The sequence below is a fragment of the Mongoliitalea daihaiensis genome (assembly GCF_021596945.1).
GTDB lineage: Bacteria > Bacteroidota > Bacteroidia > Cytophagales > Cyclobacteriaceae > Mongoliitalea > Mongoliitalea daihaiensis.
Window position 1 is genome coordinate 2,730,241 of the sequence record NZ_CP063779.1, and the last position, 25,582, is coordinate 2,755,822.

General features: G+C 39.5%; 23 protein-coding genes and 1 other RNA gene. 16 read left to right on the plus strand and 8 right to left on the minus strand.

Annotated elements, in window-relative coordinates; genetic code table 11:
* Window position 1 precedes the first annotated feature (1 nt).
* Together argS and IPZ59_RS11470 are read right to left on the minus strand one after the other, a co-directional pair.
* Window positions 2-1,792, minus strand: coding sequence for an arginine--tRNA ligase (gene argS / locus IPZ59_RS11465; RefSeq protein ID WP_236136185.1), 1,791 nt, complete (start codon window positions 1,790-1,792; stop codon window positions 2-4).
* 3 nt (window positions 1,793-1,795) lie between these two features.
* A complete protein-coding gene (locus tag IPZ59_RS11470; RefSeq protein WP_236136186.1) occupies window positions 1,796-2,746 on the minus strand; it encodes an arginase in 951 nt (316 codons plus the stop codon).
* A 242-nt stretch (window positions 2,747-2,988) separates the two neighbouring features.
* Here IPZ59_RS11470 and IPZ59_RS11475 point away from each other — a divergent pair, with 242 nt between their 5' ends.
* A complete protein-coding gene (locus IPZ59_RS11475) occupies window positions 2,989-4,143 on the plus strand; it encodes a methionine aminotransferase (protein ID WP_236136187.1) in 1,155 nt (384 codons plus the stop codon).
* Window positions 4,144-4,154: 11 nt separating this feature from the next.
* Here IPZ59_RS11475 and IPZ59_RS11480 read toward each other — a convergent pair whose 3' ends face one another.
* Window positions 4,155-4,829, minus strand: a complete 675-nt coding sequence (locus tag IPZ59_RS11480) for a hypothetical protein (RefSeq protein ID WP_236136188.1) — start codon at window positions 4,827-4,829, stop codon at window positions 4,155-4,157.
* Window positions 4,830-4,899: 70 nt separating this feature from the next.
* On the opposite strand from IPZ59_RS11480, the gene IPZ59_RS11485 reads away from it, so the two are divergent.
* Window positions 4,900-5,895 carry a long-chain-fatty-acid--protein ligase gene (locus IPZ59_RS11485; RefSeq protein WP_236136189.1) on the plus strand — a complete coding sequence of 332 codons (996 nt, stop codon included), beginning with the start codon at window positions 4,900-4,902 and terminating at the stop codon, window positions 5,893-5,895.
* A 187-nt stretch (window positions 5,896-6,082) separates the two neighbouring features.
* On the opposite strand, the gene IPZ59_RS11490 is transcribed toward IPZ59_RS11485, so the two are convergent.
* Complete coding sequence (locus IPZ59_RS11490) at window positions 6,083-7,240, minus strand: sigma-54-dependent transcriptional regulator (RefSeq protein ID WP_236136190.1); 1,158 nt, start codon at window positions 7,238-7,240, stop codon at window positions 6,083-6,085.
* A 23-nt stretch (window positions 7,241-7,263) separates the two neighbouring features.
* Window positions 7,264-7,652: RNase P RNA component class A (rnpB, locus tag IPZ59_RS11495), an RNA gene on the minus strand.
* A gap of 307 nt (window positions 7,653-7,959) precedes the next feature.
* Here rnpB and IPZ59_RS11500 point away from each other — a divergent pair.
* From IPZ59_RS11500 to IPZ59_RS11510, 3 genes are all read left to right on the plus strand, one after another.
* Complete coding sequence (locus tag IPZ59_RS11500) at window positions 7,960-10,407, plus strand: TonB-dependent receptor (RefSeq protein ID WP_236136191.1); 2,448 nt, start codon at window positions 7,960-7,962, stop codon at window positions 10,405-10,407.
* 272 nt (window positions 10,408-10,679) lie between these two features.
* Window positions 10,680-11,138 carry a DUF4442 domain-containing protein gene (locus IPZ59_RS11505; RefSeq protein WP_236136192.1) on the plus strand — a complete coding sequence of 153 codons (459 nt, stop codon included), beginning with the start codon at window positions 10,680-10,682 and terminating at the stop codon, window positions 11,136-11,138.
* A 45-nt stretch (window positions 11,139-11,183) separates the two neighbouring features.
* Window positions 11,184-11,747: a DUF3109 family protein gene (locus tag IPZ59_RS11510; RefSeq protein ID WP_236136193.1), complete on the plus strand. Its 564-nt coding sequence runs from the start codon at window positions 11,184-11,186 to the stop codon at window positions 11,745-11,747.
* 75 nt (window positions 11,748-11,822) lie between these two features.
* On the opposite strand, the gene IPZ59_RS11515 is transcribed toward IPZ59_RS11510, so the two are convergent.
* Window positions 11,823-12,110: a TIGR03643 family protein gene (locus IPZ59_RS11515; RefSeq protein WP_236136194.1), complete on the minus strand. Its 288-nt coding sequence runs from the start codon at window positions 12,108-12,110 to the stop codon at window positions 11,823-11,825.
* Window positions 12,111-12,150: 40 nt separating this feature from the next.
* Between IPZ59_RS11515 and IPZ59_RS11520 the strand changes: the two genes are divergently transcribed.
* Window positions 12,151-13,620: an FAD-binding domain-containing protein gene (locus IPZ59_RS11520; protein WP_236136195.1), complete on the plus strand. Its 1,470-nt coding sequence runs from the start codon at window positions 12,151-12,153 to the stop codon at window positions 13,618-13,620.
* Between the two features lie 342 nt (window positions 13,621-13,962).
* On the opposite strand, the gene IPZ59_RS11525 is transcribed toward IPZ59_RS11520, so the two are convergent.
* On the minus strand, window positions 13,963-15,870 hold the full coding sequence (locus IPZ59_RS11525; RefSeq protein WP_394800709.1) for a M14 family metallopeptidase: 1,908 nt from the start codon (window positions 15,868-15,870) through the stop codon (window positions 13,963-13,965).
* Window positions 15,871-15,978: 108 nt separating this feature from the next.
* Window positions 15,979-16,476 (minus strand): hypothetical protein, encoded by a 498-nt coding sequence (locus tag IPZ59_RS11530; protein ID WP_236136196.1) that lies wholly within the window; start codon window positions 16,474-16,476, stop codon window positions 15,979-15,981.
* A gap of 329 nt (window positions 16,477-16,805) precedes the next feature.
* On the opposite strand from IPZ59_RS11530, the gene IPZ59_RS11535 reads away from it, so the two are divergent.
* The 10 genes from IPZ59_RS11535 (at window position 16,806) to IPZ59_RS11580 (ending at window position 25,477) form a co-directional block, all read left to right on the plus strand.
* The gene (locus tag IPZ59_RS11535; RefSeq protein ID WP_236136197.1) at window positions 16,806-17,273 is read left to right on the plus strand and encodes an Lrp/AsnC ligand binding domain-containing protein; all 468 of its coding nucleotides are present in this window, start codon (window positions 16,806-16,808) and stop codon (window positions 17,271-17,273) included.
* Between the two features lie 249 nt (window positions 17,274-17,522).
* Window positions 17,523-18,968: a Fe-S cluster assembly protein SufB gene (gene sufB, locus IPZ59_RS11540; protein WP_236136198.1), complete on the plus strand. Its 1,446-nt coding sequence runs from the start codon at window positions 17,523-17,525 to the stop codon at window positions 18,966-18,968.
* Window positions 18,969-18,994: 26 nt separating this feature from the next.
* Window positions 18,995-19,756: a Fe-S cluster assembly ATPase SufC gene (gene sufC, locus IPZ59_RS11545; RefSeq protein WP_236136199.1), complete on the plus strand. Its 762-nt coding sequence runs from the start codon at window positions 18,995-18,997 to the stop codon at window positions 19,754-19,756.
* 11 nt (window positions 19,757-19,767) lie between these two features.
* Window positions 19,768-21,039 (plus strand): Fe-S cluster assembly protein SufD, encoded by a 1,272-nt coding sequence (gene sufD, locus IPZ59_RS11550; protein WP_236136200.1) that lies wholly within the window; start codon window positions 19,768-19,770, stop codon window positions 21,037-21,039.
* 7 nt (window positions 21,040-21,046) lie between these two features.
* Window positions 21,047-22,270 (plus strand): cysteine desulfurase, encoded by a 1,224-nt coding sequence (locus IPZ59_RS11555; protein ID WP_236136201.1) that lies wholly within the window; start codon window positions 21,047-21,049, stop codon window positions 22,268-22,270.
* Window positions 22,267-22,704 carry a SufE family protein gene (locus IPZ59_RS11560; protein ID WP_236136202.1) on the plus strand — a complete coding sequence of 146 codons (438 nt, stop codon included), beginning with the start codon at window positions 22,267-22,269 and terminating at the stop codon, window positions 22,702-22,704. Before IPZ59_RS11555 ends, IPZ59_RS11560 begins: the two co-directional genes overlap by 4 nt.
* Window position 22,705: 1 nt before the next feature.
* Complete coding sequence (locus tag IPZ59_RS11565; protein WP_236136203.1) at window positions 22,706-23,047, plus strand: DUF59 domain-containing protein; 342 nt, start codon at window positions 22,706-22,708, stop codon at window positions 23,045-23,047.
* An 18-nt stretch (window positions 23,048-23,065) separates the two neighbouring features.
* Window positions 23,066-23,485: a BrxA/BrxB family bacilliredoxin gene (locus IPZ59_RS11570; protein ID WP_236136204.1), complete on the plus strand. Its 420-nt coding sequence runs from the start codon at window positions 23,066-23,068 to the stop codon at window positions 23,483-23,485.
* Window positions 23,486-23,786: 301 nt separating this feature from the next.
* Entirely contained in the window at window positions 23,787-25,073 is a 1,287-nt protein-coding gene (locus IPZ59_RS11575) for a citrate synthase (protein WP_236136205.1), read from the plus strand.
* A gap of 143 nt (window positions 25,074-25,216) precedes the next feature.
* Complete coding sequence (locus IPZ59_RS11580) at window positions 25,217-25,477, plus strand: acyl-CoA-binding protein (RefSeq protein ID WP_236136206.1); 261 nt, start codon at window positions 25,217-25,219, stop codon at window positions 25,475-25,477.
* The last annotated feature ends 105 nt before the right edge of the window (window positions 25,478-25,582 follow it).

Here is a 25,582-nt window from a genome sequence, read left to right on the forward strand (position 1 = left end):
ATTACATTCGTTCTGGAACTTGTATACCTAATAACTCCATCCCGCGTTTGATTGTTTGGGCGGTTTGGAAAGAGAGTGCAATTCGGAAAGATTGGATCGCCTTTTCCTGTTCGTTGAAAATAGGAAGGTCTGCATAAAAGTGGTTGTATTCTTTCGCCAAGTCAAAAAGATATTGAGCCAAAATGGCTGGAGAATAGTCTTCTGATGCTTGAATTAATTTTTTTTCAAAATCATGTAGCATGCTGATCAAATCCCGTTCAGAATCCTGTATGCTTGATACATTAGCAAAGGCATCTGATTGATAGGAAACGCCAATCTGCTTAGCTTTACGCAATATAGAAGCTATGCGCGCATGCGAATACTGAATAAAAGGACCTGTATTACCTTGAAATTCGATGGATTCCTGAGGGTTAAACAGCATTCGCTTTTTAGGGTCAACTTTCAGAAGGAAGTATTTTAGTGCGCCCAATCCCAATGTTTCGTACAATTCAGCTGCTTGCTCATCTGAAAATCCATCTATTTTACCCAATTCCTTGGTATGGGATTCTGCAGTATCTATCATTTCCTGAATCAAATCATCTGCATCCACGACCGTGCCTTCACGGGATTTCATCTTTCCGGTAGGTAGATCTACCATTCCATAAGAAAGGTGATAGAGACCTGCGCCATAAGAACGACCCAGTTTTCGCATGATTTTAAAGAGAACATCAAAATGGTAGTCCTGTTCATTGCCAACAACATAGACGGATTTATCAATCTGAAAGTCTTGGTATTTAAGGTCTGCAGTACCCATATCTTGGGTGATATACACAGAAGTGCCATCCGCTCTTAAAACCAATTTCTCATCTAAACCTTCGTCAGTCAAGTCAACCCAAATTGAGCCATTTTCTTTTTTGAAAAAGACACCTTTAGCCAATCCCTCCTCCACAATGTCTTTGCCTAAAAGGTAGGTGTCTGATTCGTAGTAAAACTTATCAAAACTAACCCCCATTCTTTTGTAAGTAGCGTCGAAACCTTCGTACACCCAGCCATTCATCAATTTCCATAACCCCACGACTGCGGCGTCTCCTTGTTCCCACATGCGAAGCATTTCCTGAGCTTCCAGCATCCAGGGAGCATTTTTTTTGGCATCTTCTTCAGAAAACCCATCAGCGATCAATTCAGCGATTTGATTTTTGTAGGTTTTGTCAAAAAGGACATAATACTTTCCTGCCAAATGATCTCCTTTGAGTCCGCTACTGCTTGGGGTCTCTTCATTCCCTAGGTGCTTGTATGCTACCATGGATTTACAGATGTGGATACCGCGGTCGTTGACCAAGTTGGCTTTGATGACTTCATATCCGGTAGCTTTCATGATTTCAGCTACGGAGAAGCCTAGAAAATTATTTCTTAAATGACCTAAATGAAGCGGCTTATTGGTGTTGGGACTACTGTACTCTACCATAACCTTTTTGCCATTGGCAGGTAGCTGTCCGACTGTTGGCTTTGCCAAGAGATTGTTGAAAATATCTAGCCAGGAACGTTGGTTGATAACAAGGTTTAAGAATCCTTTGACAACATTGTAGGCTGTGACTGACTCGCAAGAATTCACCAAATAATCTCCCAGTGCTTTTGCAGTAGCCTCGGGATTAAGTTTGGTTACTTTCAAATAGGGAAATACTACAAAAGTGTAGCTTCCTTCAAATTCCTTACGGGTGGGTTGCAACTGTAAGTCTTCTACAGCTAGTGGATGATCATACAGTTCAGCAAATGCCTGTTGAATGGATGTGAGTATTCCTTGTTCTAAGCTCATATGTTAAAAGTGATCTACAAGTGATTTGGTGGTGGCTTCTAAGATATCAAATGCATTTTCAGCCATTAGGTTTTCAGTGTCCAAAGTTGGGTTAACTTCTACAATTTCCCAACAGCATACACGCTTATCTTTGATGAGTTTAGCATTCAGGTTCAACGCCTCGTCTACGGTCAGCCCATTGGGAACAGGGGTTCCTGTCCCTACTGAGATGGAAGAATCTAAACTATCTACATCAAAGGAAATATAAATTTGATCACAATCTTTCAAGATTTCCAGTGCTTCTTGTGCGATTTGTGATACTCCTTTTTCCCTTACCTCCTCTGTTTTAAAGTTTTTGATGCCATATTTATCAATCAGGTAGTCCTCGGGTTGTTCGGTATCCCTAACGGAGATAAAAACAATGTCTTTTGGGTAGACTTTCGGATAGTCGCCGCCTATAACTTTGATTTTATCCCAAAAAAGGAGCGTGTCTTCAGAAGGTTGATTCACTTGACAATCCAAGTTGTCCGTCTGTATGCACATCGCCAAAGGCATTCCGTGCATGTTTCCCGAGGGCGTGGTAAACGGGGTATGTAAATCGGCATGCGCATCAATCCAAATGACCCCTAACCGCAACTGAGGGTGGGCTGCTTTGATGCCCATGATTGTTCCCGCTGCTGTGGAATGGTCTCCTGCAAGGACAATAGGGAACATTTTCTCCAAACGCAAGGTCTCGATGGTACTGTAGACATTTTTCAAAACGTGGTATACGCCATCGATGTATTTTGCATGGGGGTATTTATTGCCACGAAAGAGAAAATTATTGGCGTCGGCAACATGGACGGGTTCAAATTTTGTAAAAAAATCAGATGTTTTATCCAAACTAGCAATTTTTAAGGCATCTATCCCTAGACTAGCCCCTCGGGTCCCGGCTGCAATTTCCGAGCGTACTTCTACCAATTTTATATTTCTCATTGTTAAAAATTTGGGTTTATTTCAAATTGAACCGCGCAAAAGTAGCTAAAATCCCTCAATTAACCATTTTTTCTATCAATTGAAATGGTTCGCTGAATGGCGATCTGTTCGCTAGCGCTAGGAATTTCTAATGAAAAAACCACCAAAAAAAGGGTGATAAAACTTAAGCGTTTAAGATTGATTGACTTGTTTTTTTAGAAGAAGACATTGCTTAATTTTAGGCAAGTAAACCCTTATCATCCATGTTTAGATCTAAATTACCTCAAGTTGAGACGACAATCTTTACTGTAATGACCAACTTAGCCAATACCTATGAAGCCATCAACCTGGCTCAAGGATTTCCTGGTTTTGATTGTTATCCTTACCTGCAAGATTTGGTAGCTGAATATATGCAAAAAGGATACAATCAGTATGCCCCTATGCATGGGGTAGGGCTGCTAAGGCAACGGATTGAAGAGAAATCCAAGAATCTCTATGGTGTAAATTTTGATATGGAAACCGAAATAACAGTCGTCTCTGGAGCAACCGAGGCTTTGTTTGTAGCAATCACGACGGTAGTGCAGCCTGGAGATGAAGTGATTGTCTTAGAACCAGCCTACGATAGTTATGTGCCAGCCATCCAACTCAGCGGGGGGCTGCCTGTCTATGTGCAGCTACATGCCAAAGATTTTAGTGTAGACTGGCAACAAGTAAAAGATGCCATCAGTGAACGAACCAAGGCAATTATCATCAACAATCCACATAACCCAGGTGGCTATGTATGGAAAAAAGCTGATTTTGAAACCTTGAGTGAATTGATAGGTGAACGAGAGATTTATATTATCAGCGATGAGGTCTACGATCATATATTATTTGATGAACGCAAGCACCTTTCTCCATGCATGTTTGAATCTCTTCAGCAGAAAACCTTTGTCTGTGGCTCCTTGGGTAAAACTTTTCATGTGACAGGTTGGAAAATCGGCTATTGTTTGGCCCCTGTTCAGTTGACCAAAGAGTTCCGGAAAATTCATCAGTATGTAACTTTCAGTACGGCTACCCCATTTCAGTTTGCTTTAGCGGATTTCATGGTGGACCCAACCCGTTATTTACACGTCGGAGAGTTTTATGAATCTAAGCGAAACCTTTTTTTAAAGGGATTACGAGAAACCAAGTTTAAGTTTACACCAGCAGAGGGTAGTTTTTTTCAAACCGTATCTTATGGTCATCTGAGTAAAGAAGCGGACTATGAATTGGCAAAAAAGATGACCGTACAAGCAAAAGTTGCGGCAATCCCTGTTTCATCATTCTATCATGAAAAAAAAGATCACAAACAGTTACGATTTTGCTTTGCAAAAGAAGACGATGTATTGGAAGAAGCAGTCGATCGATTAATTGACTTTTCTAGACACATACGGTAATAAGCAATTCCTTAGCGTCGCCTTATTTGATTGAGCGTGACTTCTGGCGAAGAGGCAATATTGCTTCTATGAAGCGAACGGTCTTGGATTTGAACATCAATTCGGATGGTATCATTTCTAAAAATAGATTCCCAACCGAAAGATTGCATGGCATATTGGATACTTCCTTCAACCGCTTGACCGGTGTTGCTGTTGAGTATTCGCGGAAAACGTCCATTGAACGATGTGAAAAAAGGTGGATCCTGCCAACGGAATTCAGAAAATTGACCATTTCGCTTGATGAAGAACCGAACGAAGATATTATTATGATTTTCGTTTTGTTCTACCCATACAGTGTCTCTGACGATGACATTATTGACCAATGGGTTGATTATCCAATCCAATGGATTGAAGTTGGGGGCCTCAGCAGGTCTATTGCTGAAAAAAATCAAAGCTCCTTGAGGTGTCCTTCGAAAGTTGATAGGATTGAATGGTGGGTCTATCTCCGTTGGATTGAGTCCTAAATCTCCCTCCGCATCTTTAAATCCAATACGGATGATTAAGGAGTCTGCTCCAGCTGTGGGTACAAATTCAACACTTTCAAAATTGATTTCAGGGACCGTTGGGAAATTTTCAGGGGCGTTGACACAACCCACTCCCAAGAGTAATATGGCTACGATAAAAAGATAATTTTTTAGGCTTCGCATGCGCTTGTATCTTTACATTCACGAATAAAACGTAAAATTGCTGAAATTTCCGAGGACAAATTATAAAACGATGAAATATTTCAAAAGTTTTGAAGCTGATTTAATTAATATCACAGAGGAAAATTTTGAGTCCTTAGCTCTTCGGGTATTTTATTTTCAGGCATTGCACAATCCTGTTTACAAAAAATACCTATTTCATCGCAATATTTCAGCACAAACTATTCATACTTTAGAAGAAATCCCCTTTTTACCTATACAGTTTTTTAAAGACAACAAGGTTTATTGCTTAGGAGAAGAGCAGGAGGAAGGGTTCTTTTCCAGTTCAGGGACTACAGGAATGATCACAAGCAAGCATTACTATTGGTCTAAAGCATTTTATTTGCAGCATGCGCGCAGGATCTTCGAAAAGGAATATGGAGCTTTGAATAAGTTTCATGTCTTGGCTTTATTGCCTGCATATTTAGAGCGGGAGGGGAGTTCATTAGTTGCAATGGCAGAAGATTTTATACTTCATTCGGAAAGCAGCTATTCCGGATTTTATCTTTACGACCACGACCGATTGCTCGATCAATTGCAGCTTTTAGCTGGGACTGACAAGCAAGTTTTATTATTGGGAGTGACCTTCGCTTTATTGGATTTGGCAGAAAAATTCGAAAAAATCCCCCAAATGAACAATTTGATTGTGATGGAAACGGGGGGAATGAAAGGGAGAAGAAAAGAAATGATCCGCGAGGAAGTTCATGATATTCTCAAAGACGCGTATAAAGTGAAGCAGATTCATTCGGAGTATGGAATGACGGAATTGCTTTCTCAAGCCTATTCCAAAGGAGAGGGAAAATATACCTTGCCTCCAAGCATGCGGATTTTGTTGCGCGACATCAATGACCCATTATCGTACACCACCCGTAGCACAGGGGGAATAAATGTAATCGATTTAGCCAATTTTCACTCCTGTTCATTTATTGAAACCCAGGATTTAGGCAGGTTTGATGAAGTGGGGAAATTGGAAGTATTGGGTAGGTTTGATAACAGTGAAACGCGCGGGTGTAATTTAATGGTGAATTAATTCTTGTATATCTTGATCGAATTAGACATATTTGACACAAAATAGTAACTATATGAAAAGGTTTGGAATTATTGTTATGGCATTGGCTATTTTTGCGCTTTCTTCATGTGCGGCAAGTAAACCATGTCCAGCTTACGCTAAAGTAACTGATAATCAGGAAGTAAAAGGATAAAAAATATGCTGACTTTTAATAGTCAGCATATTTTTTTACATCGTCTAGAGAAATTGTTTTTTCTCCCAATATCACTAAGCGTTCGACTACGTTTCTCAGCTCCCGTATATTGCCTGTCCAAGAAAATTTTTGTAATTCTTTGATGGCATCGGCTGAAATGCTCTTTTGGCTTGTACCATAATCTGCGGCGATATCTCCCAAGAATTTATCAACCAATTCCGGGATGTCTTCTACCCGCTCTTTTAATGCAGGTACTTGAATCAAAATAACACTTAATCTATGATATAAGTCTTCCCTGAATTTACCCTCTTCAATTTCTTTTTTAAGGTCTTTGTTGGTCGCTGCTAATACACGAACATCTACTTTGATATCCTTATCTCCTCCAACACGCGTAACTTTATGTTCTTGAAGTGCCCGAAGTACCTTTGATTGAGCGGATAAACTCATATCTCCAATTTCATCCAAAAACAGAGTCCCTCCGTTAGCCTGTTCAAACTTCCCTACTCTTTGTTTTATAGCCGATGTGAAAGCGCCTTTTTCATGACCAAATAATTCACTTTCAATCAATTCGGCTGGAATTGCCGCACAGTTTACGGCAATAAAGGGTGCTTGGGACCTGTTACTTTTGGCATGCAGCCAATGCGCCACCAATTCTTTTCCTGTCCCATTGGGTCCAGTAATCAAAACCCGTGCATCGGTAGGTGCAACTTTTTCTATCGTATTTTTCACATCTTGGATAGCTGAAGAATTTCCCACCATATCCAATTTTTGGGATAATTTCTTCTTCAGGACCTTCGTCTCGGAAACCAAGTTTTTTTTGTCTAGGGCATTCCTTACGGTCAATAGCAAACGATTAAGATCCGGCGGTTTGGGTACAAAGTCAAAAGCGCCTTTTTTAGTGGCTTCTACAGCGGTTTCAATGCTTCCATGTGCAGAAATCATGATGAATTGGGGGTTTTTCTCAAGTTCTTTTGCCTTTTCTAAAACCTCCATACCGTCCATTTTAGGCATTTTGATATCACATAAGACAAGGTCATAATCCTCCTCAATGATCTTTTTCAAACCAATTTCTCCATCAGGAGCCTCATCTACTTGGTACTTCTCATACTCTAAAATTTCTTTTAAAGTAGCTCTAATGACTTTTTCGTCATCGATAATCAAAATTTTTGACATATCCCTAATTGATCAAATGCAAAGAAAAATGCAAGCCTATAAGCCGGGTTCTGTTCCTCTTGCGAGGCATCTGTCATTTATCTAGGTCTTGATTTGCACCAAGACTCCATCGACCTACCCATCCCGCACAAAGGCGAGCCACCTTTCCCGAAATTTAATTCGGCGCGGGACCTATTTGGTCTTTCAACCCATAAGGTTTACCCTGCAGTCTTTGTCACCAAAAACCCGGTGGGCTCTTACCCCACCTTTTCACCCTTATCCCGATAGCTATCGGGACGGTTTGTTTTCTGTGGCACTGTCTGTAGACCTACCATCTCTAGTAAGCCCCCTTCCCGTTAGGAAGTATGGTGCTCTGTGTTGCCCGGACTTTCCTCTCTCCCGTACATGGGACAGCGACAGATCGGCTTGCATCTTGCAAAGTAAGTTAATATTTTTATTTGTAACACACCTGTATGAAGTTTAATGACAAGGCTCAGCTGAGTCTTGAGAAGTGACAAATGGACAACAATGCCATCATTTTTAAATATCATTTATCCTGTAAATGAAAAAAATCAACGCCAATGACAGCAAGCTTGATTTTAGTCTATAATCTTTATTAATGATTTCCATCAAAATAGTTAATATATAGAAAGAATCAATGAAAGAGATCTGATTCTTATTTGGATTAAGTTTAAATAGACTATACTTTTGCATCGTTAATTGAATTTAATCTAAATAAGATGAGAATCGCTATACAAAATATTTTAGCAATAATTTTCACACTAGCTTTTGTACAGGTTGTGAAAGCGCATAGCATTGAATACAATTCGGAATATTATACTGTTGATGAGGATGAGGAAGTGGTGAAAGGAATTATCCGAGCCCAAAGTGGTGACCCAGTTCCTTTTGCAAACATTCAGGTTCTCGGCACCATCAAAGGAGCGGTGGCAGATATCAATGGAGTATTTTCACTTGTGAATATTCCCAACGGTACCTATGAAATCAAAGTATCAGCGGTAGGGTATCGCTCGGAGACTAGAAAGGTCGAGATCATCAATGGTCAAATTCAGGAATTGGAAGTTATTTTTTCTGAGATAGGTGTTGATATGCCTGAAATAACAATCATTTCAAGCAAAGATCGCTTATTTTCAAAAACTCCAGGATCAGTAAACTATATAGACAGACGGGAACTTGATTTTGTCAATCCGATCAGTATTGCAGAGGCATTGCGACGCACCCCGGGGGTCAATGTGGTAGAAGATGACCTCACTGGCATGCGTTTGAGTATGGGTATCCGCGGTTTGGATCCTAACATGAGTCGCTCCATATTGATTATGGAGGATGGAGTTCCTGTTGCTTTGAATCCCTATGGAGAGCCTGAGATGTACTACACCCCTCCAGTAGATCGCATGGAAGGAATGGAGATATTGAAGGGTTCCGGTCAGATTCTCTATGGACCTCGTACAGTAGGGGGGGTTGTCAATTTTATTACTGCGAATCCTCCAGAATCGTCTCAAGGCAGAATCAACATCCAAGGGGGACAGGGTGGTTATTTTTCAGGGTTGGTCAATTATGGAAATACAGTAGGTAATACAGGTTATCATGTGAGTCTGTTGAGAAGAAGTGCGGATAACTTAGGCCCAACAACCTTTGGTTTGACAGATTTGAATGCAAAATTTCTTTTTGATCTAAATGAACGGTCTGAGTTGGGTATGAAAATTGGCGTTTATGAGGAAACCTCCAATACTACCTACATAGGCCTAAATCAATTGATGTTTGACAGAGGAGGAAATGATTTTACTCATTTATCTCCCGATGATAGGTTGGATGTTAGACGGCTTTCTTTGAGTTTATCACATCAATATAGAATCAACGAGCATGTAAAGCTTAGGACTATTGCTTACGGATACTCGACCATTCGTAATTGGAGTAGACAGGATTTTTCTCAAAACATTAACAATACCCCTCCTGCGAATTGGACAGGCGTAGTATGGGGGGACGTGGAAGTTCCTGGTGGGGCTATTTTCATGAGAGACGGTACAGGAAATCGGGATCGTACCTACGAGGTGGCAGGAATCGAACCTAGGATCGAGGCTAATCACAATTTGTTTAACTTGAAAAATGAATTAATTACCGGAGTTCGCCTTCATTATGAAAGAGCTTTTGTGCGACGGATCAACGGTACCAAGGCTGGTGTTCGCAGTGGTGATTTACGAGAAGATGAAATCAGGACAGGTCATGCATTGAGCGGATATTTTCAAAATACTACCAATATCTCATCAAAGTTTGATGTAAATGTTGGTCTTCGCTATGAAAATTATGTTGCAGAACGAGATATTTTAAGAAGACCTTTTGGGGGAGTTGTCATAGATACTGTTTTGGTAGGAACCAATGTGGTCAGTGAGTTTATTCCAGGAGCGGGATTCAACTACCGTCCTTCTACTAAAGTGAATATATTTGGTGGAGTACATAGGGGTTTTGGTCCTCCAAGATTACAAGATGCAGTTACGGGTGAAGGTCAAGCATTGGATTTAGATGCTGAATCTTCTGTTAACATTGAGTTGGGGATGCGTTCTCAATTCACCCCTTGGTTATTTGTTGAAGTAGCAGGTTTTCGAATGGATTTCAGTAATCAGATTATTCCTGTTGCCCAATCGTTGGGTGGTGCTGGTTTTGGAGTTGTTAACGCTGGACGAACACTCCATGAGGGGGTAGAGGCGATGGTGAATTTTGAGCTTTCAAAGTTACTCAATTGGGAAAAGACCAACTTATTTTATGATGCAAATATTACCTATGTTAATTCAGTTTTTGGTGCTGATCGAATCATTAATGAGGTGAATGTTAGAGGCCTTAGGACTCCCTACGCTCCAGAATGGTTGATTAATACAGCATTGACTCTTGAAACGGAAATGGGTTTTGGAGGACGTCTGACATTAAATCATGTTGGCCAGCAATTTACAGATCAATTGAATACAGTAGAACCGCGTTTTGATGGCCGCATAGGATTGATGCCAGCATTTACCACCATTGATGCTACCTTGATCTATGATGTTAAAAAGTGGAATTCACGATTTAATTTGACAATCAAAAATTTAACAAACGAACGTTTTATTGCATCTAGAAGGCCAGAAGGAATTCGCTTAGGTCTGCCTAGATTCATTACAGCGGGATATGAGTTTAGGTTCTAACTCTCCTGATGTCTAATAAGAGTATTTGTAGAAATGAGCCTAGGCTGTCATGTTTGCATGTTTTAACTTGGTTTCTAACACGTAATGAAAAAAAAATAAATATTTTTTCTACTGTTCGAAACAAAAATAAAGCGAAGCTGTTCTACTATCATAAAGGCTTTAAAAGCTTTTCTTCATAGTGCTGGGTTGAACCGTTCCATTCATTTGGAGCGGTTCTTTTTTTTGCTCACCTTAGTTTTTGTAAGTTCGTAATCTTAAGTTGAATCCATGCTATGAATCCCAAAGCCAAAAAGAAGTACATTCGATTGATCAAATTACTGAATTTTTACCCTCCCTATCTGTTTTCAGGCATTCGGGTGATCGATTACAATGAATCTTTTACCTATTTTAAAGTTCGGCTTAACTTAACTTGGTACAATCGCAATTTGGTAGGCACGGCATTTGGTGGCTCGCTGTATGCCATGTGTGATCCTTTTTTTATGTTTATCCTCATCATCAATTTAGGGAAAGAATATATTGTGTGGGATAAGGCGGCATGCATTGATTTTGTAAAGCCAGGGAAGGGGACTGTTTATGCGGAATTTTCTTTGACTACGCAGGATATTGAAAATATTCGTGAAGAAGTGGATTCCTTGGGTAAAAAGGTATTTACTTTCCCATGTAAAGTGGTGGATAAAGATGGCAACACCATAGCAACCCTCTCCAAAGATGTGTATGTAAGGAAAAAATAAGTAGGCTTTCTGTAAATCTCTCTACATTTGTAAAAATTTAGGATTATGATATTGGTTGGGAATGCTGTGATCAGCGACGATATAAAGGAACAGTTTTTTGTTTGCGATCTGGAAAAATGTAAAGGGGCCTGTTGTGTAGAAGGAGATGCAGGAGCTCCCTTGGAGGATCATGAAACAGAAATTTTAGAAAAAATATATCCTGCTATCAAAGATTACATAACACCGGAGGGGAGAGCGGTCATAGAAAAACAGGGAACTTGGGTGATCGATAAAGACGGAGACAAAGGTACACCTACTATCGGAGAAAATAGAGAGTGTGCTTATGCCTTGTATGATGAAAAAGGAGTCTTAAAATGTGGCATCGAACAGGCGCATAAGGATGGCAAAACTGATTTTCAAAAACCTATTAGCTGTCATTTGTATCCTATCCGCATTAAAAAATACGATGAATTTGAGGCCTTAAATTACGATCGCTGGGATATTTGCAGTGCCGCCTGTGTATTGGGGCAAAAATTGGGAGTACCCTTGTATATTTTCCTCAAAGATGCATTAGTCCGCCACTTTGGCCCAGATTGGTATGCGGAATTAGTGAAGGAGATTGAGGGGTAGAATAGTCTTTGTGTAAGAGACCAAACCCGGCAGGTTTAAAAAACCTGCCGGGTTTTTTTATTCTTCTAGCTTTTTTTATTTCCGCTTACTGATTTTATTAAAAGTAATTTTCCGCTGCTGATTGGATTTAAAGCGTAGCAAATTATCGGGTGCTTTGGCAATGTGTTTGGTTTTGCGTCCTTGTACACGTTCGCGCCACATTTTGAAGGAACTTGCCTTCATTTCTCTGCGCATGAGTTGGATTACTTCTTGTTCGGCAACACCAAATTGTAATTCAATGGCATCAAAGGGTGTACGGTCTTCCCAAGCCATCTCCACAATCCGATCTATGTCTTCGGGGCTGAGTTCCTTAATTTTTTCCATACTCGCAAAACTTTGAAAAGGCTTCTTTGTTTGATCATTGATGCAAAAAGTTTCGATTGTATGGTTTAAGCGAGATTTACGCTTAGAAGATCATGAAGCCCTAGCAGCAGCCTGCGAGGCAGGATTGCCTGTGATCTTACTTTATATTTTTGAGCCAAATCTTGTTGGGGCACCTCAAAGTGATGCCAGGCATTGGCGCTTTGTATGGGAAAGTTTGGAAGATCTCAACAATTCTTTAAAGCCCTACGATGCACGCATTCACGTGTTCTATGCAGATCCTATCCATGTTTTTCAATCGTTGGCAACTATGTATAGGGTTGTTGCAGTCTATTCTCATATAGAAACAGGCCTGAAAGTAACGTATGATCGGGATAAACAAATGCAACATTTTTTCAAGGAATCTAGAATTGGCTGGCTTGAATATCGGCAGCAAGGAGTCAAGCGTGGTAGAAAAAGTAGGTCCAAATGGTCCCAAGAATGGTATGCGCAAATGTCTTCCCCTCAGGTTCATCCAAACTTGAAAAAAGCTATCATCTATACTTTACCCAAAGCAGTCAATGAACGCATTGAATCTTTATCCATTCCTGAGGTTTGGAAAATACCGGTTCCTCAGATGCAAAAAGGTGGCCCGAGTACTGCCAGGCGATATTTTGATTCGTTTTTTGCGGAAAGGGCTGCTAATTATAACCGGCATATTTCTAAGCCAGAATTGAGTAGGAGGGGATGCAGCCGTTTATCACCGTACTTGGCTTGGGGGAATTTGTCTATTCGTCAAGTATATCAAGAGGCCGAACGGATTAAGAAAATGAAAAAATTTGTCCGGAACCTAACAAATTTTCAATCTAGGCTACGATGGCATTGCCACTTTATCCAAAAATTTGAATCTGAGTGTAGAATGGAATTTGAACACGTCAACCGTGGCTTTGATGAGCTAGTGAAGCCTTTCGATGAGCGTAAAGTTGAAGCTTGGAAAAATGGACAGACCGGGATTCCTATGGTAGATGCCTGTATGCGCTGTGTAGTGGAGACTGGCTATTTGAATTTCCGTATGCGCGCTATGTTAGTGTCTTTTTTAACCCATCATCTCTGGCAGGATTGGAGAACAGGGGAGGTGCATTTGGCTAATCAATTCTTGGACTTTGAGCCTGGGATTCATTTTCCCCAATTTCAGATGCAGGCAGGTGTGACAGGTATCAATACAGTTCGGATTTATAATCCAGTGAAGCAATCTCAAGAACACGATCCAGAGGGAACGTTTATTAAAAAATGGGTCCCTGAGTTGGCAAATTTGAAAGCACCATACTATCACGAGCCTTGGAAAATGACTGTTATGGAACAGCAGATGTTGGGATTTACGCTTGGGGTGGATTATCCGTACCCTATCGTAGATGTGGAAGAGGCTAGGAGATTTGCCCGAGATACGATCTGGAAAGCTCAAAAGCTGCTACCTGTCCAAGAGGATGCCTTGAGGATTTTGGAGAAGCATACGGTGCCGAATCGTTGGCCATGAAGGGTTTCTTGCAACGAATCCAAAGGATGATGCAACGATCGCAAAGTTCTAATTCGATGATAATTTGAGGATGACATTAAAAACCATAGCTTTTTTCTTCAATAGACTTCAAGGTTTTCAGATTCTGGTAATGAAAGTTTTTTTCATTTGTAAGACTCATCAAACAAAGTTAACAATACCCATTGTAAGAGGTGTCATGTACAAGGAACTACTGCTAAACATTTAAAAAAACAAATTTAAAATCCCCTTTAGACCTGTCAGGTTTTCAAAACCTGACAGGTCTAAAGGGGAGTCAACAGCTTCGGAAGTCTTTTTTCAACCTCGAAGATTTTTCATTTTGAATTATTGAAGCGTAACTTCTTGCTCCAAGTAACCACCTCTCGTAGAAAGCAACTTTACTTTGGCTTTTATAGGGTCTTTTTGGTTGACTTTAACACGGAACTTCACTTCTTTTTCTTCACCAGCTTCTGTATAGCCAGCGTAGATTGTTTTATCGTATAAACTTGGTTCGCTGATTTGCACGATTGCTTTTTCATGGCCTTTGGTCAGCTCTTTGTCAAACTCCAGCATTACTCGGTCTTCCTGTACGATTTTCACACGTTTTGCTTGGTCAAGCGCTACGGGAAGTTTACCGACATTTTTCCACTTGACAGTGATCTCGTACTCATTCCCGATTTTTTGTACGATAGGGTCTTCCATAATCAGCTCCGGCAAATCCATGGCCATGGCTACATTGAATAAGGATTGTTTTTTAATCCATCCTTCCAATTGCCAAGGTGGGCCATTTTGGGAGAAAAATTTGGGGTGGAAACCACCGATTTCTACTTCGCCCAATTGTGGGTGCATGAATTTCTCCCATACTTTGAATCCTCTGCTACCATTTTCCTCATCATCCCAGCGGAGGGCATCGTAATCATCTAAAATTCCGTCACCATCATAGTCTTTCATGGCGCCATTATTCCAGAGTTCATCGCCATACCAGATAGCCCCATAATAGAAGTAACCAAAATCAGGTCCATGACCAAAAAGAGGGTTTGGTTTTAACGGATCACCTGTTAGGCGATTGAATCCACCACGTGTACTGTAGGTTTCATATACATCACCTGCCCAAGGGTAGCCAGTGATACTCATGCCGAGGCTATCGTAGTATTCGTAAATCTTTCGATCTTTTTCAAACATAGACTCTGCACTGCTGGAAGTAGATGGTGGTCTTAGGTGCATGGGAACGCGCGTATCCAAGGAGTTGACTACGGAAATGTTTGGGTGCTTAATAAGCCATAAGAAGGTAGCTCTTGTTTCTATTTCGCTGAGGGGATATTCTCCCGCTCCAAACTGGGTGTAACCCCTTCCTGTAGCCTCTTCGCGCGTATTGGGTCTCCAGTTTTCCGGATAATTTCTATGCAGATCTAAGCCGCCAATTCCATCTTCATTGAATCGCCCGTCTCCATCATTGTCTATACCCTCGGTGTACATCAAGTATTCGCCTTTACCATCCAAAACACGTTTCATCAGGCGCTTTTTAGGATCTCTAGGATCGATGATATAGTTTGCTTTCTCTTTTTCCTCTGCAGTTACTGCTTTTTTACGCATCATATGGATAACACCGTCACCGTTGAGATCTTCTTCTGGATCTTCATCATATAATCCGTCACCATCTACATCAAAGGGGCGAACGGTACTTCTGTTTCGCTGCTCAGAAAATAGGTACATATTAGTGCCGTCCGGGTTATTTTGTGGACGTACATAGATAGTTTTAGTATCGATCAAATGTGTAATTTCGGGATCTTTACCATAATTTTCCAACAAATACTGCGTCAGCCATAAGACCGCTTCACTGGCAGTAACTTCACCTCCATGTCTTCCTCCTTCAAAGAATGCAGCCGGCTTATTGGTATGTTTGCCGGTTTTTTTATTGGTAATAGTCATCTGCAAGATGGGACGGCCTTCAAATGAACGGGCAACTTCATAGAGTTCGGTGATATCTGGATATTTTTCGGCCCATAGTCTGTACCAATGATACATTACATCCGGTGTGTGGTAGATATCAAAGGTTAGTTTGTCACCAGGAGTGTATTCCACTTCGGGAAATTCATATTTTTTGAAAAAGGATTGTCCGTGCCGTTCTCCTGCAACAGTGTAAAATTTGGACTTAGGATCTTGTTCAGGAAAAGACTTCCCGTATTCCTGAGCATAGAGCCCACTACTTCCTATTAGGATAGCGAGCAAAGTACAGTAAAGTTTTCTCATCATAGGATTGGTTTACATTTCCTTAAAAATAAGCGCAGGGTAACTGCTTTCATAACCATTCAAAAAAAAATCCCCGACTTTCGTCGAGGATCGTTGATGAGTTGTACTCAATTAGTAACTGATGAGCAATTCAAAAGATGTATCGCTGTAGCTTGTAAATCCAGGTACTGGTTGAGCATTAGGTAATTTTCTCAACACATGAGCAACTCGTTCTTTAGTCCCTTTGTCAACATTTTCGGTCATTAAATCAAATCCAATAATTTTTCCTTTAGAATTGATATTTACCACTATTTTTAATTCATCTAATTCAGCAGCTTTTTTTGTTCTAAATATAAAAGGCAAATGACTGTCAATTACATCAAGAGTATGTTCAGGCCAAGCCCATTCACAAATAAAACTCTCAGAGGTTGAAGTAGCAGAAATGGTTGAAATTGGTTTCAAAGCAACATATCCATCTTTTTCTGCTGAACCGTTCCCAAGGTTGGAACCTAGTACACTTAGAGAAGTGAATACTGCTAAAACTCCGGTGGTCAATATTTTTATGAAGAGTGACATGGCTTTTTCTCTGCTTTGATGATGTAAAAATACATCAAAAAACTTTTCAAACAAATAAATTTGCATTTTATATCAAAAAAAAGGCAACAAAAAAGTCTTGCCATAGACAAGACTCTTTTCAGAATATAAACCCAAATATAACTTTAGAGATTAAAAGTTTCAGAACTATGTAAAGCTTCTAGGTTGAAGCATTTGGCGTAGAAACAATATTTAATTTTGACAATCTAATTACTTCTCAAATTAAATATTTGAATCGAAAGCAACGTCAAAATAAAAGGGTTTAAATTTAAAATGCAAATTGAAAAATAAATTTTGTAAATTTTTAACTGTTTCATAATTTACGCATGGTTTTATTAACACGACTTCAAAATCACCTATAAAAAATGGATAAAATTTCAGATATTGATAATGTTGATCTCAAGATCATTTCATTATTAAACCAAGATGCAAAGACTCCTTATACAGAAATTGCAAAAAAGGTATTTGTTTCTTCAGGGACTGTGCATGTGCGTATGCGTAAGTTGGAAGATATGGGAGTGGTAAAAAGTGCTACTCTAAATATAGATTTCGCAAAATTAGGGTATGATATATCTGCATTTTTAGGTATTTATCTTGAGAAAAGTAGCTTGTATGATAATGTAATAGAAATGTTAAAGCAGATTCCAGAGGTCATCAACGCTTATTATACAACTGGCAATTATTCAATTTTTGCTAAAATCATTTGTAAAGACACCAATCATCTTCGAACCGTTTTGGATAATATTCAAAAGGTGGATGGAATCGATCGTACGGAAACATTGATTGTCTTGGAGGAAAGCATTAATCGTCCAATTCAGTTTTTTGACAAGTAAAAATAAATTATTTAGATTAAATCCAAATAAAACATTTTTTTAATTATTCTTAGAAACTGTATCACTATAAGGAAAGGGCTGAATTGTTTAAATTTAGCCCTTTAATTTTTTATTCTACTCAATATGAGGTTGATATGTGATCTTTGTTACTTTTTTTTATGATTTTTTTTGTGCTTGTGAACAATAATTTTTCCAATTGTGTTGTACATTCACACCATAAAATGTAATTAGTCTAAATAATTCAGCCCAATGAGCAAGGATAATCAAATACTGGAAGAATTAACATCAAAAGAATACGAGCATGGCTGGTCTGTCGCACTTGAAGCAGATGAAGCCCCTCTCGGTCTCAACGAAGATATCGTACGATGGATTTCTGCAAAAAAAGAGGAACCTGAATGGATGCTAGAATGGAGATTGAAAGCTTTTAAAGTTTGGCAAGCCATGAAGGAGCCAACGTGGGCAAATGTTCATTATCCTAAGATAGATCTTCAAGCTGTCAGATATTATTCGGCTCCTAAGCAAGCGAATAAGCCTAAAAGTTTGGATGAAATTGATCCTGAATTATTGCAGATTTACGAACGTTTGGGTATCAATCTTAATGAGCAGAAACGCCTGCAGGGAATTGCAGTAGATGCGGTATTAGATTCAGTATCTGTTGGAACCACTTTTAAAGACACTTTATCTAAGCTAGGAATCATCTTCTGTTCTTTCAGTGAAGCGGTGAAGGAACATCCCGAATTGGTCAAGAAATATTTGGGCTCTGTTGTACCTGTTGCTGACAATTATTATGCAGCACTAAATTCGGCGGTGTTTTCAGACGGATCTTTTTGTTATATCCCCAAAGGCGTACGTTGCCCGATGGAGTTATCAACTTATTTCAGAATTAATGCAGCGAATACAGGGCAATTTGAGCGAACATTAATTATTGCAGATGAGAATTCCTATGTATCCTATTTGGAAGGCTGTACAGCTCCTCAGCGCGATGAAAATCAATTACACGCAGCAGTAGTTGAAATTTATGCTGATAAGCATGCGGAAGTAAAATACTCCACCGTTCAGAATTGGTTCCCGGGAGACAAGGAAGGAAAGGGCGGAATCTACAATTTTGTTACGAAACGAGGAATCTGTGCAGGAGATTATTCTAAAATATCTTGGACCCAAGTAGAAACAGGTTCGGCCGTTACATGGAAGTACCCGTCTTGTATATTAAAAGGTGATCATTCCGTAGGTGAGTTTTACTCAGTCGCTGTAACTAATAACTATCAGCAGGCAGATACAGGGACAAAAATGATCCACATCGGGAAAAACACACGTTCTAGAATTGTATCGAAAGGAATTTCTGCTGGTAAATCTCAAAATTCTTACAGGGGACAAGTGCAAGTCATGAAACGTGCCGACAATGCACGTAATTTCTCCCAATGCGACTCCTTATTAATGGGTGACAGATGTGGTGCTCATACGTTCCCTTACATTGATATACAAAACTCTTCCGCTAAGGTAGAACATGAGGCAACCACTTCGAAAATCGGAGAAGATCAATTATTCTATTGTAATCAGCGAGGCATTTCCACAGAGGATGCTGTAGCATTGATTGTGAATGGATATGCGAAAGAAGTTTTGAACCAACTTCCTATGGAGTTTGCAGTAGAAGCTCAAAAATTACTTGCCTTAACCTTGGAAGGCTCTGTCGGTTAATCTAACTATTTGAAAACTACATACCTATGTTATCTATAAAAAATCTTCATGCCTCCATTGAAGGAAATGAAATCTTAAGAGGCATCAATCTTGAAGTTAAAGCAGGAGAAGTACATGCAATCATGGGGCCCAACGGCTCCGGTAAATCTACCCTAGCATCTGTTTTGGCAGGTAGAGAAGAGTATGAAATTACGGAAGGTGAAGTTGTATTCCAAAACAAAGATTTATTGGAGATGGCTCCGGAAGAAAGAGCTAGAGAAGGTGTTTTCTTGGCATTCCAGTACCCAGTTGAAATCCCGGGCGTATCTACCACTAATTTTTTAAGAACAGCTGTGAATCAAGTAAGAGAGCACAGAGGTTTAGACCCATTAGATGCCGTTAAGTTTTTGTCCATGATGAAGGAAAAAATGCAATTAGTGGAAATTGATCAAAAATTAATGAGCAGGTCACTGAATGAAGGTTTTTCCGGTGGTGAAAAGAAGAGAAATGAAATCTTCCAAATGGCTATGTTGGAACCTACACTTTCCATCTTGGATGAGACAGATTCTGGTTTGGATATCGATGCTTTAAGAATCGTTTCTAACGGTGTCAATAAATTGAAAAATGAGAAAACGGCCACCATCGTAGTCACTCATTATCAGCGTCTATTGGATTACATTGTTCCGGATTATGTACACGTATTATATAAAGGCCGTATTGTGAAATCTGGTACCAAAGAACTTGCACTGGAATTGGAAGAAAAGGGATACGATTGGATCAAGGAAGAAGTTGAATCTGCCTCTGTATAAATCTTAAACCAATGATGACAATAGCGACGACAAGTAAATTATACAATCAGGTTCAATCTCTTTTGCAAGCTGCTGATGGCTTTCAGTCTGTCCGACAACTTGCTCTGGAAAATTTGGAGACTACGGGCTTCCCAGCTCCCAAAGCGGAAGAATACAAGTTTACCAATCTGACTAAAAAACTGGAAAATGCGCTGACAAATACCGCATTCGCCAAATCTTTCTCTTTGGATCAATCGTCTGTTGATGCACATATTTTTGCTGATTTTGACGGAGATGTGCTCGTGTTTACCAATGGTTTTTGGAATCAAGAGCTTTCTTCCATTTCGCAAGAATATCAAGTAAGTAGTGTGAAGGAGGATGCTTTGGTTGGTAGTATAGCCAAACCTGGTAAAGATGCGTTTGCAGATTTAAACACAGTTGCATTTCAGGAGGTAATAAAGATCAGAGTTGCCAAAGGTAAAGTGATCGAAAAGCCTGTTTTATTGCTTCATTTGAATCAACCTAGCGACGGTCAAATCTTGATGCCTCGATTATTGGTTGAGGTAGATGAAGTTGCTCAGGTTACCTTGCTGGAATATACAGTTGACTTAGAAGATGGCGTATATTTCTCAAATGCGCTAACAGAAGTAAGAGTTGGTGCAGCTAGCCATGTAAATTTCTTTAGACTCCAAAATCAATCTTCTAATGCCATTGTTATGGATACGCTAGAAACTGATATACACAGGGATTCAGTTTTTACTTCTGTGAAAATTTCTTTGGCTGCAGATATGATCCGTAACAATCTTACGCTGAATTTATTGGATTCAGGATGCGAGGGGAATATGTATGGTTTGTATTTATTGAATGGAAAAGTCCATGTGGATAATCACACCAATGTGGACCACACCAAGCCACACGCGGTTTCCAATGAATTGTATAAAGGAATTTTGACTGATAGTTCTAGGGGAGTTTTCAACGGGAAAATTTTCGTTAGGCAGGATGCTCAAAAAACCAATGCGTTCCAGCAAAACAACAATATTTTACTTTCGGAGAATGCCATTATCAATACCAAGCCACAATTAGAAATTTGGGCAGATGATGTAAAATGTTCTCACGGATGTACTACCGGACAGTTGGATGAAGAAGCCCTGTTTTACTTACAGGCGAGGGGATTGGATAAAACACAAGCGAAGGGAATGTTGCTGTATGCATTTGCAGGTGAAGTATTGGAGTTTATCTCTGATGAGCCTTTCAAAGCTTACATCACTAACCTAGTTGTGGAGCGATTAGGAACTCAGTTTTAAATTAAAAATGTCTTTAGATATAGAAAAGTTAAGAGGCTTGTTTCCCATCCTTCATCAAGAAGTGCATGGCAAGCCTCTTATTTATTTGGATAATGCAGCCACCACGCAAAAGCCTCAATCGGTCATTGATGCCATCTCTGACTATTACGAAAAGGATAATGCGAATATTCATAGGGGAGCGCATGCATTGGCAGATAGATCTACCAATTATTTTGAAAGTACCAGAGAAGCAGTACGTGCATTCATCAATGCACGAGAATCTGCTGAAATTATCTTGACCAAAGGTACCACAGAAAGTATCAATTTAGTTGCGGCTACGTTTGGTCGTAAGTTTATTGGTGCTGGTGATGAAATAATAATTTCCACACTGGAGCACCACTCCAACATTGTGCCTTGGCAAATGCTCTGTGAAGAAAAAGGGGCAGTGCTTAAAATCATTCCTATCAATGATCAAGGTGAGCTAATTTTTGAGGAGTTTGTAAAGTTGACATCTGAGCGAACAAAATTCGTCAGTGTGGTGCATGCTTCCAATGCTTTGGGAACAATCAATCCTGTAAAGGAAATCATAAGCCACGCCCATAAAGTTGGCGCCAAGGTTTTATTAGATGGAGCGCAGTCCACTTCCCACTTGGATATCGATGTTCAGGATTTAGATTGTGATTTCTTAGCATTTTCAGCACATAAATTATATGGACCAACCGGATTAGGTATTCTTTATGGAAAGCGGGAAGTTTTAGAATCTATGCCACCTTATCAGGGTGGGGGAGAGATGATTAAAGAAGTGAGTTTTGAAGGCACCACCTTTAATGATATCCCTTTTAAGTTTGAAGCAGGAACTCCGAACATCGGAGATGTGATTGCATTTAAAAAGGCGCTTGAATTTATTCAAGAATTGGGAAAAGGTGCTATCAAAGCTCATGAAGATGAGTTGCTGAGGTATGCAGTGGAGAAATTGTCTGATATCAAGGGCTTCATCCCAGTGGGGGTGGCAAAAGATAAAGTGAGTGTACTTTCTTTTTCTATTCAGGGAATGCATCCATTTGATGTAGGTGTTATGCTTGATGCCAAAGGAATTGCAGTAAGAACGGGGCACCATTGTACCCAGCCGTTAATGAAACGATTGGGCTTGGAGGGAACTGTAAGGGCTTCGTTTGCTGTTTACAATACCAAAGCTGAAATCGATGCCTTGGCAGAAGCTGTACAAAAAATTGCACGAATTAAAAACAAATGAGAGATATCAAAGAAGTTCAGGAGGAAATCATCAGTGAATTTGAGATCCTAGGGGATGATAAAGAGTCTACAATATTTTATATCATGGAATTGGGTGCAGGCTTAGATGATTTTCCTGAAGAACAAAAAATAGATGAACATATCATCAAAGGCTGTCAATCGAAAGTTTGGTTGACCGCAAGTGAAAAAGAAGGAAAAATCCAGTATCAGGCAGATTCAAATACGGACATTACCAAAGGATTGATCAGTCTGTTGATCAGGGTACTTTCCGATAGGAAGCCTGCTGAAATAGCTTATGCTGATCTTTATTTCATTGATAAAATCGGTATGGGTTCTATTATTGGTTCACAACGCTCCAATGGCTTGGCTTCTATGATTAAGCAGATGAAATTATATGCTTTAGCATTCGATGCTAAATTAAACGCAGGAATTTAATATGTCAGAAACCACAACAACTGTACAAGAAATACCATCTCAGGAATTAAAGGAAAAAGTGATTGCTGCCATAAAGTTGGTCTATGATCCTGAAATCCCTGTTGATGTGTATGAATTGGGATTGATTTATGAAATCAGCATTTATCCGGTTAATAATGTGTATGTGCTGATGACTTTGACTTCTCCCAACTGTCCTTCTGCTGAATTTATTCCTTCGGAGATCAAGGACAAGATCCAACACATACAAGGCGTCAATCATGTGGAGATGGAGTTGACTTTTGATCCTCCTTATTCGCAGGATATGATGTCAGAAGCGGCAAAACTTGAATTAGGATTTCTTTAAAAATAAATATCCATAAATATGTATCCAGAGGATTTAATAGCCCCCATGCGTTCTGAATTGACTACTGTTGGTTTTCAGGAATTTAGAACTGCTGAAGATGTAGAAAATCATTTGAAAGATCATAAAGGTACTACCTTTATTGTGATCAATTCTGTCTGCGGTTGTGCCGCAGGTGCTGCCCGACCTGGGGTTCGCTTTGCATTGGATCAAAGTGAAGCGAAACCAGATACTTTAGCAACTGTATTTGCAGGAAATGATAGAGATGCTGTTGCAAAAGTAAGAGAAATGCACATGCCATATCCTCCTTCCTCGCCCTCCATGGCTTTGTTTAAAGATGGTGAATTGGTTCATTTCATTGAAAGACATCACATCGAAGGTAGAAATGCAAAAATGATCGGAGACCACTTAGTAGAGGTTTTTCAGCATTTCTGTAAGTAATAAGAGCCCTTAGGGGCTTTTTTTATGCTAAAAAACTATAGTAAGACAACAACCTTTTGAACTCATAATCGTTGGTTATTTGGTTTGCGTAGCCAACTAAAACAGCTAAATTTCGCTAATTTCCAAAGGTTTGTTTGGAGTATAATCAAACGTTAAAAATAGGTGTTTTTTATACTTATACACATCTAGGAGTAGCTCGTGTAATAATTCGTGTAAAAAATACCCGTTTTTACTAACTTAAGGGCTCAGAAGAAGTTAAAAGGTCAAGGAAAACAATAAACTGTCAATAAATAAAATATATATGTCTGAAATTGCTAAGTTATCTTATGCAGGCAAGGAGTATGAACTCCCTGTTATTGGAGGTACGGAAAACGAAAAGGCGATTGATATCGCAAAACTTCGTGCACAGTCCGGACTGATTACGATCGACCCAGGATTTAAAAATACGGGTTCTACGACCAGCTCCATTACTTTTTTGGATGGTGAACAAGGAATATTGAGATACAGAGGTTACAGGATAGAAGATCTAGCCGAAAAGTCCTCGTTCTTGGAGGTAGCTTATCTTTTGATTTACGGTTCACTGCCAACTCAACAAGAATATGAAAAATTCAGTAGAGATATCACTACTCATACACTTGTACATGAAGATATCAAAAAGATTTTGGATGGTTTCCCCTCCAATTCTCACCCAATGGGTGTGTTGTCTTCCTTGATATGTTCTTTGACAGCATTCTATCCAGAGTCTTTGGACCCTAATAGAAATGAGGAGGCTGTAAATTTAAGTATCATCCGCCTGTTGGCTAAAATGCCAACTTTTGCAGCTTGGGCTTACAAAAATGAGGTAGGTCATCCGGTGAATTATCCTGATAATAGCTTAGATTATTGTTCAAACTTTTTGAAAATGATGTTTGCCTTACCTGCAGAGCGTTACGATGTAGACCCTGTGGTAGCCAAAGCTTTGGATCAATTGCTGATTTTGCACGCCGATCATGAGCAAAACTGTTCAACCTCAACGGTACGTATTGTAGGTTCTTCTCAAGCAAGTATTTATGCTGCGATTTCAGCAGGGATAAATGCCTTGTGGGGTCCTTTGCACGGCGGTGCCAATCAGGCAGTTATCGAAATGCTTGAAGCTATTAAGGCTGACGGTGGTGATGCTCAGAAATACTTGAATAAAGCAAAAGATAAGAATGATCCATTCCGTTTGATGGGCTTTGGACACAGAGTGTACAAAAACTTTGATCCTAGAGCAAAAATCATCAAAAAGGCTGCTGATGACGTATTGAGTAAGTTGGGTGTCAATGATCCAGTTTTGGATATTGCCAAAGAATTGGAATATGCCGCATTGAATGATCAATATTTCATTGATAGAAACTTATATCCAAACGTAGATTTCTATTCTGGAATTATTTACAGAGCCTTAGGTATTCCTACTGATATGTTTACCGTGCTTTTTGCATTGGGCCGTCTTCCAGGATGGATTGCTCAGTGGAAAGAAATGAGAGAAAATGGTGAACCAATCGGAAGACCTCGTCAGATTTACACCGGTGAAACTGAAAGGGATTACGTATCTATGAACAGAAGATAAGTATAGATTGTTCATTCCAAAACGTTGAAAGAAAGGCCTGTTATATGGTAACAAGGCCTTTCTTTTTTTACCCCATTTCCACTTGATAGGAAGTGAAAAATTTATGTATATTTGGAAACCCAAAAATATTAAATGAGTTTCTTATGAGCGCAATTACATTAGAAGACGCAGTAGCGTTGACTAAAAAATTTACAAGCAAGCCTTCCAATGAAGAGCTGCTTAAATTATATAGTCTTTACAAACAAGCAACCGAGGGAGACAACACAGGCGAACGTCCCGGAGGATTTGATTTTGTAGCAGCGGCCAAATACAATGCTTGGCTAGCTTTGAAAGGAAAAGATAAGCAAGAGGCCGAAGAAGAATATATTTCTACGGTAAATAATCTCTCAGCGAAGTATATGTAATCTCTAAAGGTAAAGGCCAAGCAAATGAAATAAGCTTTGGCCTTTATTGCTTCTTGCGTGTCATTACAAAATTTTTAAAAAAAATGCAGCTGTTTAACCTAACAA